The following is a 16,286-nucleotide window of genomic DNA, read 5'->3' as shown; positions in this document are numbered from 1 at the left end:
TGTTTGAATCTGTTTTAATGTGAATCTTTTGTAAAATGATTTTAGGCTCGCCTTTCTCGTCTGTATATGACCCTATATAGAAAACATTTTATGTTGAAAACGAGTATATTACGCTACGCGTTCTCTACTGGCTAAAGTATGATATGGTCCTTTCGTTAATTTTGTTTCAACCTCTTGTTCTCGATAGTGACTGTCAAATCCCGCTAAAAATTTAACCTTATTAAATTTTTAGCGGGATTTTGTAATTCATAGCTTTTTGTCATGTAATGCAATGTTTATAAGAAAAGGATCTTACATCTTTAATTTTGTTGAAAAGTAGTTGCTAGTACAGGAAATACTTTCGGTTATGTTTTTAGAGGAATTGCCTCAAATATGACGTAATCTATAAAAAAAGTTTCATTTTATAAGTGTTTTTGTGCAATTCAAGAAAAAAATCTAGGAAATCCATCAAATGAAAGTAATTTAAAGTGTTTAGGGGTTTTTTTTTCAAATAACATGGAGTATAAAAGCAGCGGAAATAAGCCATATACTTTTAGTACTGTTCCTTTCTTTTACTTTTTCTTTCGCACGATTTAACTTGTGTTCTATTTCTTCTATCAGGTATAATATGGCTAAGTAGCTTAGTACGGGTATGCTTAGCAAAATTGGGAAAAATTATAATTTAATTACATTTTCATATCATATCGAATAAGATATTTGATTTATATAATGAAAGAGAGGTGAAACCTGGTTTAAAAAATAAACAAGGACATGATATCGCATAACGGTAAGGACATTCGTCTTGGACGGTGAATATATGGTGGTTGTAGAGTTTCCCCTGGTGTCTCTGCAATTTTAGTGAAATCAGTGTTTGCAAGATTTTTAAACCAGGCAACAACATGAAGAGAAAAGAGAATGAGTCTGTTAAAGTATTTGCTCTTGGTGGAGTAGGTGAAATCGGGAAAAACATGTACTGTGTTGAAATTGATTCTGAAATCTTTATTGTGGATGCAGGGTTAATGTTCCCGGGAGATGAAATGTTTGGAATTGATATCGTTATTCCTGATATTACATATTTAGTGGAAAACCAAGAGCGAGTAAAGGGTTTATTTATTACTCACGGTCATGAAGATCATATTGGTGGTATTGTTTACGTACTTCGTAAATTATCTATTCCAGTGTATGCAACGAAATTAACAGTAGGACTTATACAAGAAAAACTTGGCGAAGCGGGTATGTTAGGTCGTGTAGACTTAAAAACAATCGATTCAAATTCAACAGTAGAGTTTAATACTACAACGGTGTCATTCTTTGGAACGACACATAGTATTCCAGATTCTGTTGGTGTTTGTTTCCATACATCAAAAGGTGCAATCGTATATACAGGAGACTTTAAATTCGATCAAACTCCAATTGGAAATAGTGGAGCAGACCTTGGGAAAATGGCTCAAATTGGAAATGAAGGCGTACTTTGCTTATTATCTGATAGTACAAACGCAGAGCGCCCAGGTTATACAGGTTCTGAAAAAGAAGTTGGTGTAGAAATTTCTAAAGTGTTCTACGGCGCAGAAGGTCGTATTATCGTTGCTTCATTTGCATCGAATGTACATCGTATTCAACAAGTATTTGATGCAGCTGCCGAAACAGGGCGAAAAGTAGCGGTAGTAGGACGTAGTATGGTGAAAGTAGTAGACATTGCAAGACGTCTTGGTTATTTAGATGTTCCAGAAGGTATGGTTATTTCATTACAAGAAGTAGACAACTTCCCAGAGAAAAAGGTAGCTATTTTAACGACAGGTAGTCAAGGTGAACCGATGGCTGCTCTATCTAGAATGGCAAAACAAGCACATAAACAAATTTCAATTCGTAAAGGTGATACTGTTATCATTGCTGCTTCGCCAATTCCGGGTAATGAAATATCTGTATCAAAAATTATTGATTTGTTATTTAGAGCTGGAGCTGAAGTTGTTTATTACGGCGAAAGAAAAGTTCATGTTTCAGGTCACGGTAGCCAAGAAGAATTAAAATTAATGTTAAATTTAATGAAACCGAAGTACTTTGTACCCGTACATGGTGAGTTCCGTATGCAAAAAGCACATGCGTATTTAGCTGAAGATGTAGGTATTACAAGAGAAAATATCTTTATCGTAGAAAAAGGCGATGTAATTGCTTTTGGTGACGATGAAGCGAACTTAGTCGGTAAAGTACAAGCTGGTAATGTTTTAATTGATGGATTAGGTGTAGGTGACGTTGGTAATATCGTTCTTCGAGATAGAAAGATGTTATCTCAAGATGGAATATTAGTAGTAGTTGTAACGCTTGGTAAAGATGAAAAGAAAATTATCTCTGGTCCAGAAATCATTTCACGTGGTTTCGTATATGTTCGTGAGTCAGAAGCGTTAATTGAACGATCTACAGAGATTGTACGTATGATTGTTGAGCAGTCAATTAAAGAATATTCGATTGAATGGTCAATGTTAAAACAAAATATTCGTGAATTATTAGGACAGTTCTTGTACGAAGAGACAAAGAGAAAACCTATGATTTTACCGATTATTATGGAAGTATAAAAAAGATCACCCTTATGGGTGATCTTTTTTTCTTTTTAACCCTATCGAATGAAATTTATAACTTAAGAAATAATAGTTATATACGAGTGAAAGGGGATGCGAAATGACAGAACGTGATCGATATACAAATGAAGAAAAAGAAACTGAGCCAAAAGAAGCTGGAAAAGAGGCTTCAATAGTAGAAAAAATTCAACAGCTTGGACAGACAAATGTACCACAGATGAATGAATCACGTATTCATTGTTTAACGATTATCGGACAAGTGGAAGGTCATGTTCAATTACCGCCGCAAAATAAAACAACAAAATACGAGCATATCATTCCGCAAATTGTTGCGATTGAACAAAATCCGAAAATTGAAGGTTTGCTTTTAATATTAAATACGGTTGGAGGTGACGTTGAAGCTGGACTAGCAATTTCAGAAATGGTAGCTTCACTTTCAAAACCAACAGTATCTCTAGTTTTAGGTGGGGGACATTCCATCGGTGTACCGATTGCTGTTTCTACTGACTATTCGTTTATTGCGGAAACTGCGACGATGACAATTCATCCAATTCGTTTAACAGGTCTTGTCATAGGTGTGCCGCAAACATTTGAGTATTTGGATAAGATGCAAGAAAGAGTTATTCGTTTTGTGACGAAGCACTCGAAAGTAACAGAGGATCGTTTTAAAGAGCTTATGTTTGCGAAAGGAAATTTAACGCGAGATATTGGGACGAATGTAATTGGTGGAGATGCAGTAAAGTACGGTCTTATAGATGATGTTGGTGGTATTGGAAATGCGATTCGAAAATTAAACGAATTAATAGATGTTCGCGCGGAAGGTAGTGCAGAAGGGACAATGTTACAATGATTTTATATACAATTATGCCAGAGCAACTTGTGTATCCGGCCGATTATTCACAATGTGAAAGTCAAAAAGTTGTAAATATAAATGGTGTGGAATTAATGGTTTCTGAAGAGGAACATGGGTGTTATTCTATTGTACGTGTGCTAAGTACGGACCCACTTCACTATTTAGAGTTTGAGCCCGGTCAGAAAATAACCTTTTAGCAAAAAGAAGGATTTTGTTTAGAAGCTATGGTATAATATAAAAAACAAGACGGTTGAGCAGCCATGAGTAGGCTGCTTTCTTCTGTTTATTTAGCATTTTACAAGAAGTGTAAAAATAGAAGATATAAAGACCTGAAAAATAGAGAAAACAGACATATAAATAGAGCATTTTTAGGGGAGCTTTACTTATATGTAGAACACGAGGTGAAGAAATGGCAAAACAAAAGCAAAGAGGGACGAAGGCAAAGGCAAGACGTACGATAAAGCCAACTTTGTATTATGAAATCGTCGGTTTAACTCTTTTTGCACTTTCAATCATTACGATTTTACAGCTAGGCGTTGTAGGGAAATCGTTTGTGTTATTTTTTCGCTTCTTCTTTGGTGAGTGGTACATAATTGGTGTGTTAGGTGTAATAGCTTTATCGGTTTCCTTTGTTATAAAACGCGGATGGCCGAACCTTTTAAATAAACGGTTAATTGGATTTTATTTAATTGTATTGGCAATATTAATGTTTAGTCATATTACATTATTTAACCTTCTTACAAAAGATGGAGCAGTGCAAAATACTTCTGTTATTGTGAGTACGAAAGATAACTTCTTTCTTGAAATGAAAAAAGGGCCAGATAGCGTTCATTTAGGCGGTGGTATGTTTGGTGCGCTTATGTTCGCGACATGTTACTTCTTATTCGACGAAGTAGGAGCCTATATCATTGGAATTATTTTAGTTATTCTTGGGGTACTTTGTATAACAAATAAACATATTGGAGAAGTGTTAGCTCCAGTTGGTAGAATTCTTAGAAGTCAATTTCAAGTGATGCAAGGGGATTATAAAGATTGGAGATCCAAAAGAACGGCTGAACAAACAGAAAAGAAAAAAACAACAAGAAGTACAAGAAGCAAACGTGTTGCAGAACAAGAAGAAGTTATTGAGCCGATGGAAGAAATCCAAATTGATCCGCCAATTATTTCAAATTTCACTGAGAATTATCCTGCAAATGAAGAAGAGGATAAACGAATTGAAGTAGAGCAAGAAGATTTGATCACTTCACCGTTTATTGAAGAGACTCCACCAATTGAAGAATCAAAGAAAAAGCGTGGAGAAAAAATCGTTGAATCGTTAGAGAGTGAAGCGCAAGCACCTCCTATGCAATTTTCAAATGTAGAAAATAAAGATTACAAGCTTCCTTCACTTGATATATTAAAATTTCCAAAGAATAAGCAAGTTACAAATGAAAATGCGGAAATTTATGAGAATGCTCGTAAATTAGAACGTACATTCCAAAGTTTCGGAGTGAAAGCGAAAGTAACAAAAGTGCATAGAGGTCCTGCAGTTACAAAATATGAAGTGTATCCTGATATGGGGGTAAAGGTAAGCAAAATTGTCAGTTTAAGTGATGATTTAGCCCTTGCATTAGCTGCAAAGGACATTCGTATTGAAGCGCCAATTCCCGGGAAATCAGCTGTAGGGATCGAAGTTCCGAACTCAGAAGTTTCGATGGTAACGCTGAGGGAAGTTCTTGATTCTAAGGCTAACAATCATCCGGAAGAGAAGTTGTTAATTGGTCTTGGCCGAGATATTACAGGTGAAGCTGTATTAGCCCGTTTAAATAAAATGCCCCATTTACTCGTAGCTGGTGCGACAGGGAGCGGGAAAAGTGTATGTATTAACGGTATTATTGTTAGTATTTTAATGCGTGCAAAACCACATGAAGTAAAATTAATGATGATTGACCCGAAAATGGTAGAGTTAAATGTATATAACGGTGTGCCTCATTTGTTAACACCAGTTGTAACTGATCCGAAAAAAGCATCGCAAGCATTGAAAAAAGTTGTGAGTGAGATGGAACGTCGTTATGAATTGTTTGCTCATAGTGGTACACGTAACATTGAAGGATACAACGATTATATAAAAGAGCATAATAGTCAATCAGAAGCGAAACAACCCGAATTACCGTATATTGTAGTAATTGTGGACGAGTTAGCAGATTTAATGATGGTTGCTTCGTCTGATGTAGAGGATGCGATTATGCGTCTAGCGCAAATGGCTCGTGCTGCTGGTATTCATTTAATTATTGCAACGCAACGTCCGTCAGTTGACGTTATTACGGGTGTTATTAAAGCGAATATTCCATCACGTATTGCATTCGCTGTATCTTCTCAAACAGATTCTCGTACAATTCTTGACGGTGGTGGTGCAGAGAAGCTACTAGGTCGTGGCGACATGCTGTTTATACCAATTGGTGCATCGAAACCTGTACGTGTACAAGGTGCATTTTTATCAGATGATGAAGTTGAGAGAGTTGTAGAATATGTTATTGGACAGCAAAAAGCACAATATCAAGAAGATATGATTCCGCAAGATGTTCCTGATACGAAGCAGGAAGTAGAAGATGAATTATATGATGAAGCGGTTCAACTTGTAGTGGAAATGCAAACAGCATCTGTTTCTATGCTACAACGTAGGTTTAGAGTAGGTTATACGCGAGCTGCTCGTCTAATTGATGCAATGGAAATGAATGGTGTAGTAGGTCCATATGAAGGTAGTAAACCGAGAGAAGTACTCATTAATGATGTACAAGAAAAAAGTTCTTAAAAAAGCCTAATTGTTTTTACAATTAGGCTTTTTTATATAGTGTTTTTGTTATATACTATACTCAGCAATAAAGAAAGGGCTTACATTTAGAGGGTATCTTTAGAATACGAATACTTTGAGTATGTTTTATGTAAATGTTCGATATTTAATGCAGAAAAATGTTGGATTTTGTTGACACGTATGAGAGCAAGTGGTAAGATTACTTCGAAAAGAATCACTGCCTCATATAATCTTGGAGATAAGGTCCATAAGTTTCTACCTGGCAACCATGAATTGCTAGACTATGAGGGGAAAAGTGTGTAACAAAGGATGTAAAGGATCTTTGTGCCGAACTTTTTCTCGAAATGAGGAATGTTTATGGTGCAAAGTTTTTTTTATACAGTAAAGAGTGAAAATTTCATTTTAAAAAATTATTATTATTTATTCGACAATTGCGCTTATTTTTAGTGGTTAGTCATTTGTACTATGTTGTAAGTTGAAAAAAGAGAAAAGAAGTCTTACATCAGAGGTCGAATAATTGAAATGCGGGGGAGTCTTATGTCAGTAAAATCCGATAGTCGTCACCTATATTTACGGGTGATTGATCACATCAAAGAAAAAATTAAAGATGGGGCTTATAAAGAACGACAAAAGTTACCATCAGAGTTTGATTTAGCGAAAGAACTTGGCGTAAGTAGAGCGACTTTAAGGGAAGCGTTACGTATTTTAGAAGAAGAAAATGTTGTCATTCGTAGACATGGTGTAGGGACATTTGTAAATGCAAAGCCATTATTTTCTTCTGGAATAGAACAACTTTCTAGTATTACAGATATGATTTCTAGTGTGGGGAAAACACCAGGAACGATCTTTTTATCATCATCTACTACAACTTTAACAGAAGAGGAAAAAGAGAAGTTTAATAGTGAAGATGGTTTCAATGCAGTGATGATTGAACGCGTGCGTACAGCAGATGGGGAACCTGTTGTATATTGTATCGATAAACTTGCAAAAGAAATATTGCCAGATTTATCGGGTTACAATGAGGAGTCATTATTAACGGTGATACATAATAACACGCATAAGCGCATAACATATGCGGTTGCTCACATTGAGCCAATTGGCTATCACCCTAAAATCTCACCGATTTTAGAATGTGAGCCTGAAACAGCACTGCTTGTATTAAAACAAATGCACTATGATCAAAATGATGAGCCAATCTTATATTCTATCAATTACTTTAGAGCTGATAAGTTTAGCTTCCACGTATTAAGAAAGCGTATGTAGGTAAGTTCCTTTTTAGGGAGGTGACAGCAAGAAGTAAGGGACAGCAGCGAAAGAATAAAAAAATATATATCATTTTTGGAGGGGTTTCTAGTATGAAGAAAAAAGCAGGTCTTTTATTATCATTAACATTAGCAGCAAGTACAGTTTTAGGTGCATGTGGTAACTCGGATAAGGCAAGCAGTGATAAGAAAGACACGAAAGACTTCAAGGTCGGTATGGTAACGGATGTTGGGGGCGTTGATGACAAATCGTTCAACCAATCGTCTTGGGAAGGACTAAAAAAGTTTGGTAAAGATAACGGATTAAAGGAAAAGACAAATTATCGTTACCTACAGTCTGAAAAAGAAGCGGATTATATTCCAAACTTAAAGAAATTTTCAAAAGATAAGTATGATTTATCTTTCGGAATTGGTTATAAATTAGAAGGTGCAATTAAAGAAGTAGCAAAAGAATCTCCAAAACAACAATTTGCAATCGTTGATACTGTAGTAGATGCACCAAACGTAACGAGCATTACATTTAAAGATCATGAAGGTTCATTCCTTGTAGGTGCGGTAGCAGCTATGTCAACAAAATCGAATAAAGTAGGATTTGTTGGTGGGATGAAGAGTGATTTAATTAGTAAATTCGAAAATGGATTTAAAGCGGGTGCAAAAGCAGTAAATCCAAACATTGAAATCGTATCTGAATATGCAGAAGCATTCGATAAACCTGAAAAAGGTACAGTTCTTGCATCAGCAATGTATGGTCAAGGCGTAGACGTAATTTATCATGCTGCTGGTGGTACAGGTAACGGTGTATTCACTGAAGCGAAAAACCGTAAGAAAAAAGGTGAAAATGTTTGGGTAATCGGTGTTGACCGTGATCAAAACCAAGAAGGTATGCCTGAAAACGTAACATTAACTTCAATGGTAAAACGTGTAGATATCGCTGTTGAAAAAGTAGCGCAAGAAGCGAAAGACGGTAAGTTAAAAGGCGGTAAAGTAGAAGCGTTTGGTTTAAAAGATGACGGTATTGGTATTTCAAAAACAACTGATAACGTGAAAAAAGTTAACCCTGAAATTTTAACAAAAGTAGAAGAATTTGAAAAGAAAATTACAGACGGTGAAATTAAAGTACCGGCTACAGATAAAGAGTATAAAGAATATGAAGCTTCTCTAAAAAAATAAATAGAGAAATAGCAAAGGTTAGTTCATAGAACTAACCTTTGTATGTATAAAACTTCCGAATTGCTTAATAAGTTAATAGTGTAATAGGGAATGTTCCCTGTTAAAAGGAGGAACACAATGGAATACGTAATTGAGATGAATAACATTACGAAAGTATTCCCAGGCATTGTAGCGAATGATGATATTACGCTGCAAGTAAAGCAGGGTGAGATACATGCTTTACTTGGAGAAAATGGTGCAGGGAAATCCACATTGATGAATGTACTATTTGGTTTGTACCAACCAGAACAAGGTGAAATTAAAATTAAAGGAAAGTCTGTAAATATTACCAATCCGAATGTGGCAAATGACCTTGGTATTGGAATGGTTCATCAGCACTTTATGCTTGTTCATAATTTTACAGTTACAGAGAATATTATTCTCGGAAATGAACCGAGGAAAAAAGGGAAAATTGCTGTTGAGGAAGCTGCTAAAGAAATTCAAAAACTGTCTGAACAATACGGTTTAGCTGTAGATCCATATGCGAAAATACAGGATATTTCAGTGGGTATGCAACAGCGTGTTGAGATTTTGAAAACTCTTTACCGCGGTGCAGAAATTTTAATATTTGATGAACCGACAGCTGTGTTAACACCACAAGAAATTCATGAGCTAATTCAAATTATGAAAAAGCTTGTGCAAGAAGGAAAATCTATTGTTCTTATTACACATAAGTTGAAAGAAATTATGGAAGTTTGCGATCGTTGTACGATTATTCGTAAAGGAAAAGGAATTGGAACGGTTGACGTTGCAAATACGGATGAAAATAAACTTGCAGAATTAATGGTCGGACGTCAAGTGAATTTTAAAACAGAAAAAATAGACGCGAAACCAAAAGAAGAGGTACTTTCAATTGCAAATCTTGTTGTTCACGATGCACGTCAACTACCTGCTGTAAAAGGCCTTGACTTAACTGTTCGTGCGGGGGAAATTGTTGGGATTGCAGGGATTGATGGAAATGGACAAAGTGAATTAATAGAAGCAATTACTGGTTTACGAAAAGTTGAGTCAGGTTCTATTGCAATTAAAGGGAAAGAAATAACAAATTGGCCTGTTAGAAGAATAACAGAAGAAGGAATTGGTCATATTCCAGAAGATCGTCATAAACACGGACTCGTCCTTGATTTTTCTGTTAGAGATAATATAGTTCTGCAAACGTACTATAAGAATCCGTTTTCAAAGAAAGGGATTTTAAATTTCAGCAAAATTACAGAAAAAGCAAAGGCTCTTATTGAACAGTTTGATGTACGTACACCTAGTGAGCAAACTTTAGCACGCGCTCTATCTGGGGGAAATCAACAAAAAGCAATTATTGCACGTGAAGTAGACCGTGATCCAGATTTATTAATCGCAGCACAGCCAACACGTGGTTTAGATGTAGGAGCAATTGAATTTATTCATAAGAGATTAATAGAGCAAAGGGATAAAGGGAAAGGTGTATTACTTTTATCACTAGAGTTAGATGAAATCTTAAATGTTAGCGATCGAATTGCTGTTATTTATGAAGGGAAAATTGTAGCAATAGTTGATGCGAAAGAAACGAATGAACAACAGCTTGGATTGTTAATGGCTGGGGGAACAAAGAAGGAGCAGGTGGGTACAAATGGCTAAAAAACTTTTAACAGAACGAACGATAAATATTTTAGTCCCAGTACTATCCGTTATTTTTGGCTTACTTGTCGGAGCGATTGTAATGTTAGTTAGTGGTTATGATCCAATTGTAGGTTATAGTGCACTTTGGACAGGGATGTTCGGTAGCGCAAGTGCGATTGGTGAAACGCTTCGTACAATGATACCGCTTATTCTTGCTGGTTTATCAGTGGCGTTTGCATTTCGTACAGGTTTATTTAATATCGGGGTAGAGGGTCAATTGCTAGTTGGTTGGCTTGCAGCGGTTTGGTTCGGTTATGCAGTTTCACTACCAGCTTTCCTTCATATTCCATTATCTATTTTATTCGCAGCATTGGTAGGAGGAATTTGGGGCTTCATTCCTGGATATTTAAAAGGAAAGTTTCAAGTTAATGAGGTTATTGTAACAATTATGATGAACTATATCGCATTATATGTAACATATGACATCATTAAGCGCTTTTTACATGAAGGTAATGATAAAACGTATGACATTAAAGAGAGTGCATCACTATCTTCAGACTGGCTTGCTAGCATTACTGATGGTTCGCGTCTTCACTGGGGAATTATTGTAGCAATATTAATCGCTATTTTAATGTGGTTCTTATTAGATCGAACAACTTTAGGCTACGAATTAAAGTCGGTAGGATTTAATCAGCATGCTTCTCAATATGCAGGTATGAAAGTTTCTCGTAATGTAGTATTCTCCATGACAATTGCTGGTGCATTTGCGGGGATTGGTGGAGCGATGGAAGGATTAGGAACATTCCAGAGTATGACCGCGATGTCTTCGTTTACAGGAGTAGGATTTGATGGGATTGCCGTAGCATTACTTGGAGGGAATAATCCGTTTGGTATAATCCTTTCAGCTTTATTATTTGGTGGTTTGAAAAGTGCTTCCCCTCAAATGAACTTTGAGGCAGATGTACCATCAGAGCTTATTAATGTAATTATTGCATGTATCATCTTCTTTGTTGCATGTAGTTATGTGTTAAGATGGGCGCTTACACGCATGAGCAAGGAGGGGAAATAAATGAGCTTTTTAGATATATTAGCCATTCTTGTGACGGGTACGTTATATACATCGGCACCTATCATTTTCACAGCACTAGGTGGAGTATTTAGTGAACGATCGGGTGTTGTAAATATCGGATTAGAAGGACTAATGCTATTTGGTGCATTTATTGGAGTTGTTACAAACTTATTAATGGGTGATACTTGGGGAACGATGACCCCGTGGATTGCGTTATTATTTGCGGCAATTGGTAGTGGATTATTTGCATTACTTCATGCGGTAGCTTCTATTACATTCCGAGCAGATCAAGTTGTAAGTGGTGTAGCAATTAACTTCTTATCTCTTGGTTTAACGGTATTTGCAATTAAGAAGATTTTTGATAAAGGGCAGACTGACTTTATTCAGTATCGTATTGAAAAGATTGATATTCCAGGCCTTTCGGATATTCCGGTTTTAGGGAAAATATTTTTCTCGAATGTACCAATAACGTCGTATATTGCCATTATTTTAGCATTCGTTGTTTGGTATGTTATTTATAAAACACCGTTCGGTCTTCGTCTACGTGCTGTTGGTGAACACCCAATGGCAGCGGATACGATGGGGATTAACGTATATAAAATGCGCTATATTGGAGTCTGTATTTCAGGAGTGTTTGCTGGAATTGGTGGAGCGATTTTTGCAATGTCAATTTCTAATAACTTCTCAGGGGCAACTATTACAGGACAAGGTTTCTTAGCTTTAGCTGCTATGATTTTTGGAAAGTGGAATCCACTAGGCGCACTAGGTGCAGCTCTATTCTTTGGTTTTGCGCAATCTCTTAGTGTAACGGGCGGAACAATTCCTGTATTAGATCAAATTCCAAGTGTTTTATTAACGATATTACCATATGTATTCACAATATTAGCGCTTGTTGGTTTTGTAGGTCGTTCTGAAGCTCCGAAAGCATTAGGAACTCCTTATGAAAAAGGAAAACGATAAGTATTTTATAAGTATAAAAAAGCTCGCACATTAGTGTGGGCTTTTTTACATAGAATATATTTAATACGGAATTTTACTATGTTCCTTACATATTAAAGTTTTTAGAAAGAATCATATGTAAGCATAATAAGGGAGAAAAGTTGATTTTTTATTTCTAAAAACTGTATATTGAAGAGGAATATTCCTATATACGTAAAGGAGGGCTATAAATGAAACTAATGGAACAACAACTACATGAGTTAGGTGGTTTGCGCGTACATATTATTCCGACTGATAAATATAAAACGAATACCTTTGTATTTCGTTTTAAAGCGCCTTTAAATGAGGAGACGGTGACAGAGCGTGCCCTATTGCCATACGTATTGCAAAGTGCCACAGAAAAATTACCTTCTGTAATTCGTCTTCGTCAATATTTAGAAGAATTATACGGGTCTTCTTTAGCGGTAGATGTAAGTAAAAAAGGGGAAGACCATATTATCTCCATTTATGTAGACATTGCAAATGAAGTTTATTTACATGATGCACCACCGTTATTTGAAAAAGCGCTTTCTATGTTGTCTGATATTGTGTTACATCCAGCAACCGAGGGGAACGGTTTCCTATCTTCTATCGTAGAAAGTGAAAAAAGAGCACTGTTACAGAGAATTGAAGCTACTTATGATGATAAAATGCGTTATGCAAACGAGCGTTTAATTGAAGAAATGTGCAAAGTAGAACCGTATCGTTTAAGTGCAAATGGAAAAAAAGAGAGTGTTACGTCTATTACAAATGAAAGTCTGTATCAATATTATCAAAAGGTGTTAGCAGAAGATGAAATGGATCTATATATTATTGGTGATATTTCAGCAAACGCCGTTGATCTTGTAAGTAAGTATTTTTCTATTTCAGCTCGTCCAGTGAGAGAAAGAAATGTACTCCTTCATAGACGAAATAATGAAGAAAAAGAAGTTGTTGAAAAACAAGAATTAAAACAAAGTAAATTACACATCGGTTATCGTACATTTGTCACATATAAAGATGAAGATTATTTTGCATTGCAATTGTTCAATGGATTGTTTGGTGGTTTTTCTCATTCGAAGTTATTCGTAAATGTGCGTGAAAAAAATAGTTTAGCGTACTATGCAGCATCGCGCTTTGAAAGTCATAAAGGTTTATTATTTGTTATGTCAGGAATCGAAGCGAAAAATTATGAAAAAGCAGTTGAGATTATTAAAGAACAAATGCTTGCGATGCAAAACGGAGAGTTTTCTGAAGAAGAAATACATCAAACAAAAAGTGTCATCCAAAATCAAATATTAGAGGCGATTGATACACCGCGTGGATTTGTAGAAATGCTATATCATGGTATTATTTCAAATCGTACACGTCCAGTTGAAGAATGGCTTACAGGTATAGAAAGTGTAACAAAAGAAGAAATTGTAAAAGTAGCTAAAAATATTGAACTAGATACAATTTACTTTTTACAAGGAACGGAGGGAGAGTAAATGGAAAAAATTGTTTATGAGCAATTAAAAGAAACACTCTATTATGAAAAACTTCCTAATGGATTAGATGTATATGTTTTACCGAAACAAGGATTTAATAAAACATTTGCGACGTTTACGACGAAATATGGTTCAGTAGATAATACATTTGTACCATTGGGGAAAGAAGAAATGATTCGTGTGCCTGATGGGATTGCACATTTTCTTGAGCATAAATTATTTGAAAAAGAAGATCACGATGCTTTCCAATTGTTTAGTAAACAAGGAGCATCGGCAAATGCTTTTACATCCTTCACACGAACAGCTTACCTTTTTTCATGTACTTCAAACGTAGAACAAAATTTAAATACATTGCTAAACTTCGTGCAAGAGCCTTATTTCTCTGAAAAAACAGTTGAAAAAGAGAAGGGGATTATTGGGCAAGAAATTCAAATGTATCAAGATAACCCAGATTGGCGTTTGTACTTTGGGTTAATTGATAGCTTGTTTGTAAAACACCCAATTAAAATTGATATTGCAGGCACAATCGAATCTATTAGTAAAATTACCAAAGATTTATTATATGAATGTTATGAAACATTTTATCATCCGAGCAATATGTTATTATTTGTTGTGGGTGCAATTGATCCAGAGAAAACAATGGATTTAGTACGTGAAAATCAAGCGGAAAAAGATTATAAAAACCAGCCAGAAATTGTGCGTTCATTTGAAGAGGAACCAAATGAGGTAAATGAAAAGAAAAAAATTATTTCAATGCCTGTGCAAACACCGAAATGTTTAGTTGGTATTAAAGCGACTAATTTAAAAGAAAAGGGGCAAGCGCTTTTAAAACAAGAAATTGCGCTTACGTTACTCTTAGATTATTTATTTGGAAAAAGTTCTGTTCATTACGAAGCTTTATATAATGAAGGACTTATTGATGATTCATTCTCGTATGACTATACAGAAGAAAATAACTTCGGTTTTGCAATGGTTGGTGGTGATACGAAACAACCTGATGAATTGGCAGATCGTTTAAAAGATATTTTATTAAAAACAGATTATGATCAATTAGATGCGGCGGCATTAGAACGAGTGAAGAAAAAGAAAATTGGTGGTTTTTTACGCTCGTTGAATTCACCAGAATATATTGCAAATCAATTTACACGATATGCGTTTAATGAATCTAGTCTATTTGATGCATTGACTGTATTAGAAGGGCTGACGGTTCAAGACTTACAAGAAGTAGCAAAATTATTGTTATCAGAAGAAAAAATGAGTGTTTGTCAGGTGTTACCGAAAAAATAACATTTTAAAGATACCCTCATCTTATCATTGAAAAATTGTAAGATGAGGGTATTATTTAGTTGTGTGAAAATTGAACTTGTAGAGATAAGAGAGGGAATTTATGAAAAAGTATGCGTTAGTAACTGGAGGGAGCGGAGGGATTGGCTCTGCTATTTCGAAACAATTAATTCAAGATGGATATACAGTTTATGTTCATTACAATAACAGTGAAGGAAAGGTATTGGAATTGCAGAAAGCATGGGGAGAAGTTATCCCTGTTCAAGCGAATTTGGCTTCTAGTGATGGAGCAGAGCAATTGTGGGGACAAATTGAACACCCTATTGATGTTATTGTATACGCAGCTGGGAAGAGTATTTTTGGACTAGTAACAGATGTAACAAACGAAGAATTGGGTTATATGGTAGAACTTCAAGTGAAGAACGTATATAAATTACTTTCAATGGCACTTCCGCCTATGATCGGGAGGAGAAGTGGTAATATTGTAATTATTTCATCTATATGGGGACAAATAGGGGCTTCTTGTGAAGTGCTGTATTCAATGGTAAAAGGGGCGCAAAATTCATATGTGAAAGCTTTAGCGAAAGAAGTTTCTTTAAGTGGATTACGTGTGAATGCAGTAGCACCAGGAGCAATTGAAACGGAAATGTTAAGTGTTTTTTCTGAAGAAGATAAAATGGGAATTGCTGAAGATATACCATTAGGTAGAATAGGATTACCAGAAGAAGTAGCAAAAACAGTTTCATTCCTCGTATCACCAGGAGCATCATACATAACTGGACAAATCATCGGAGTGAATGGCGGTTGGCACTGCTAAAAATTTCTTACATAAAAAATGAACAGTTGCACAAATTAAGGATGATTTTATTACTCAATAGTGAGGTGCTTAATTATGTCAGTATTAGATAATTTTGATCAGTGGAAGAGCTTTTTAGGAGATCGTTTAGAGCAAGCGCAAGGAAAAGGTTTAGACGGCGGTGCGGTATCAGATATGGCATTTCGTGTTGGCGACTACCTTGCTAATGAAGTAGAAGGGCGCAATGACCAAGAGAAATTATTAGCTGAGCTTTGGAAAGTTGCTGATGAACAGGAGCAACATACAATTGCAAACTTAATGGTTAAGTTTGTACAACATAAGTAAAAGTAGAGAGGAGATTCTCCTCTCTACTTTTTTTGTATAATAATTACACAGGATAGATTATACATTTAGCTTCCCTATTAAGGTGAAA

At 35.6% G+C, this 16,286-nt stretch carries 13 protein-coding genes and 1 riboswitch; all 13 genes read left to right on the top strand.

What is annotated here, in order from left to right:
- Positions 1-878: 878 nt before the first annotated feature.
- The 13 genes from DOS87_RS21205 (at position 879) to DOS87_RS21145 (ending at position 16,198) form a co-directional block, all read left to right on the top strand.
- Positions 879-2,549 carry a ribonuclease J gene (locus DOS87_RS21205; protein ID WP_000823089.1) on the top strand — a complete coding sequence of 557 codons (1,671 nt, stop codon included), beginning with the start codon at positions 879-881 and terminating at the stop codon, positions 2,547-2,549.
- Positions 2,550-2,652: 103 nt separating this feature from the next.
- Positions 2,653-3,402 (top strand): translocation-enhancing protein TepA, encoded by a 750-nt coding sequence (gene tepA, locus DOS87_RS21200; protein ID WP_000139825.1) that lies wholly within the window; start codon positions 2,653-2,655, stop codon positions 3,400-3,402.
- Positions 3,399-3,602, top strand: coding sequence for a YlzJ-like family protein (locus tag DOS87_RS21195; protein ID WP_000605020.1), 204 nt, complete (start codon positions 3,399-3,401; stop codon positions 3,600-3,602). Before tepA ends, DOS87_RS21195 begins: the two co-directional genes overlap by 4 nt.
- A gap of 212 nt (positions 3,603-3,814) precedes the next feature.
- Positions 3,815-6,196, top strand: a complete 2,382-nt coding sequence (locus DOS87_RS21190) for a DNA translocase FtsK (protein WP_097891001.1) — start codon at positions 3,815-3,817, stop codon at positions 6,194-6,196.
- Between the two features lie 202 nt (positions 6,197-6,398).
- Positions 6,399-6,500, top strand: a riboswitch (purine riboswitch).
- Positions 6,501-6,733: 233 nt separating this feature from the next.
- Positions 6,734-7,459 carry a GntR family transcriptional regulator gene (locus tag DOS87_RS21185; protein WP_000114182.1) on the top strand — a complete coding sequence of 242 codons (726 nt, stop codon included), beginning with the start codon at positions 6,734-6,736 and terminating at the stop codon, positions 7,457-7,459.
- A gap of 92 nt (positions 7,460-7,551) precedes the next feature.
- Positions 7,552-8,628 carry a BMP family lipoprotein gene (locus DOS87_RS21180; RefSeq protein ID WP_000725767.1) on the top strand — a complete coding sequence of 359 codons (1,077 nt, stop codon included), beginning with the start codon at positions 7,552-7,554 and terminating at the stop codon, positions 8,626-8,628.
- 117 nt (positions 8,629-8,745) lie between these two features.
- Positions 8,746-10,278 carry an ABC transporter ATP-binding protein gene (locus DOS87_RS21175; protein WP_000456928.1) on the top strand — a complete coding sequence of 511 codons (1,533 nt, stop codon included), beginning with the start codon at positions 8,746-8,748 and terminating at the stop codon, positions 10,276-10,278.
- Positions 10,271-11,329 (top strand): ABC transporter permease, encoded by a 1,059-nt coding sequence (locus DOS87_RS21170; RefSeq protein ID WP_001085255.1) that lies wholly within the window; start codon positions 10,271-10,273, stop codon positions 11,327-11,329. The genes DOS87_RS21175 and DOS87_RS21170 overlap by 8 nt, the downstream gene beginning before the upstream one ends.
- Entirely contained in the window at positions 11,330-12,289 is a 960-nt protein-coding gene (locus DOS87_RS21165; RefSeq protein ID WP_000008857.1) for an ABC transporter permease, read from the top strand. It begins immediately after the preceding gene.
- A gap of 209 nt (positions 12,290-12,498) precedes the next feature.
- Positions 12,499-13,773 (top strand): EF-P 5-aminopentanol modification-associated protein YfmF, encoded by a 1,275-nt coding sequence (yfmF, locus tag DOS87_RS21160; RefSeq protein WP_098577805.1) that lies wholly within the window; start codon positions 12,499-12,501, stop codon positions 13,771-13,773.
- The gene (gene yfmH, locus DOS87_RS21155; RefSeq protein WP_000411972.1) at positions 13,774-15,060 is read left to right on the top strand and encodes an EF-P 5-aminopentanol modification-associated protein YfmH; all 1,287 of its coding nucleotides are present in this window, start codon (positions 13,774-13,776) and stop codon (positions 15,058-15,060) included.
- Positions 15,061-15,160: 100 nt separating this feature from the next.
- The gene (ymfI, locus tag DOS87_RS21150; RefSeq protein WP_000759625.1) at positions 15,161-15,874 is read left to right on the top strand and encodes an elongation factor P 5-aminopentanone reductase; all 714 of its coding nucleotides are present in this window, start codon (positions 15,161-15,163) and stop codon (positions 15,872-15,874) included.
- Between the two features lie 75 nt (positions 15,875-15,949).
- On the top strand, positions 15,950-16,198 hold the full coding sequence (locus tag DOS87_RS21145; RefSeq protein WP_000114444.1) for a DUF3243 domain-containing protein: 249 nt from the start codon (positions 15,950-15,952) through the stop codon (positions 16,196-16,198).
- The last annotated feature ends 88 nt before the right edge of the window (positions 16,199-16,286 follow it).

It is taken from the genome of Bacillus sp. CR71 (assembly GCF_003429245.1).
Taxonomy (GTDB): Bacteria; Bacillota; Bacilli; order Bacillales; family Bacillaceae_G; genus Bacillus_A; species Bacillus_A thuringiensis_S.
This window is presented reverse-complemented; position numbering and strand designations above follow the sequence as displayed.

Excerpts from the sequence above, each read along its gene's own strand:
- DOS87_RS21175 (WP_000456928.1), top strand. The coding sequence starts at position 8,746 with ATGGAATACGTAATTGAGATGAATAACATTACGAAAGTATTCCCAGGC.
- DOS87_RS21185 (WP_000114182.1), top strand. The coding sequence starts at position 6,734 with ATGTCAGTAAAATCCGATAGTCGTCACCTATATTTACGGGTGATTGAT.
- yfmF (WP_098577805.1), top strand. The coding sequence starts at position 12,499 with ATGAAACTAATGGAACAACAACTACATGAGTTAGGTGGTTTGCGCGTA.
- DOS87_RS21170 (WP_001085255.1), top strand. The coding sequence starts at position 10,271 with ATGGCTAAAAAACTTTTAACAGAACGAACGATAAATATTTTAGTCCCA.
- DOS87_RS21180 (WP_000725767.1), top strand. The coding sequence starts at position 7,552 with ATGAAGAAAAAAGCAGGTCTTTTATTATCATTAACATTAGCAGCAAGT.
- ymfI (WP_000759625.1), top strand. The coding sequence starts at position 15,161 with ATGAAAAAGTATGCGTTAGTAACTGGAGGGAGCGGAGGGATTGGCTCT.
- DOS87_RS21145 (WP_000114444.1), top strand. The coding sequence starts at position 15,950 with ATGTCAGTATTAGATAATTTTGATCAGTGGAAGAGCTTTTTAGGAGAT.
- yfmH (WP_000411972.1), top strand. The coding sequence starts at position 13,774 with ATGGAAAAAATTGTTTATGAGCAATTAAAAGAAACACTCTATTATGAA.
- tepA (WP_000139825.1), top strand. The coding sequence starts at position 2,653 with ATGACAGAACGTGATCGATATACAAATGAAGAAAAAGAAACTGAGCCA.
- DOS87_RS21205 (WP_000823089.1), top strand. The coding sequence starts at position 879 with ATGAAGAGAAAAGAGAATGAGTCTGTTAAAGTATTTGCTCTTGGTGGA.
- DOS87_RS21165 (WP_000008857.1), top strand. The coding sequence starts at position 11,330 with ATGAGCTTTTTAGATATATTAGCCATTCTTGTGACGGGTACGTTATAT.
- DOS87_RS21195 (WP_000605020.1), top strand. The coding sequence starts at position 3,399 with ATGATTTTATATACAATTATGCCAGAGCAACTTGTGTATCCGGCCGAT.
- DOS87_RS21190 (WP_097891001.1), top strand. The coding sequence starts at position 3,815 with ATGGCAAAACAAAAGCAAAGAGGGACGAAGGCAAAGGCAAGACGTACG.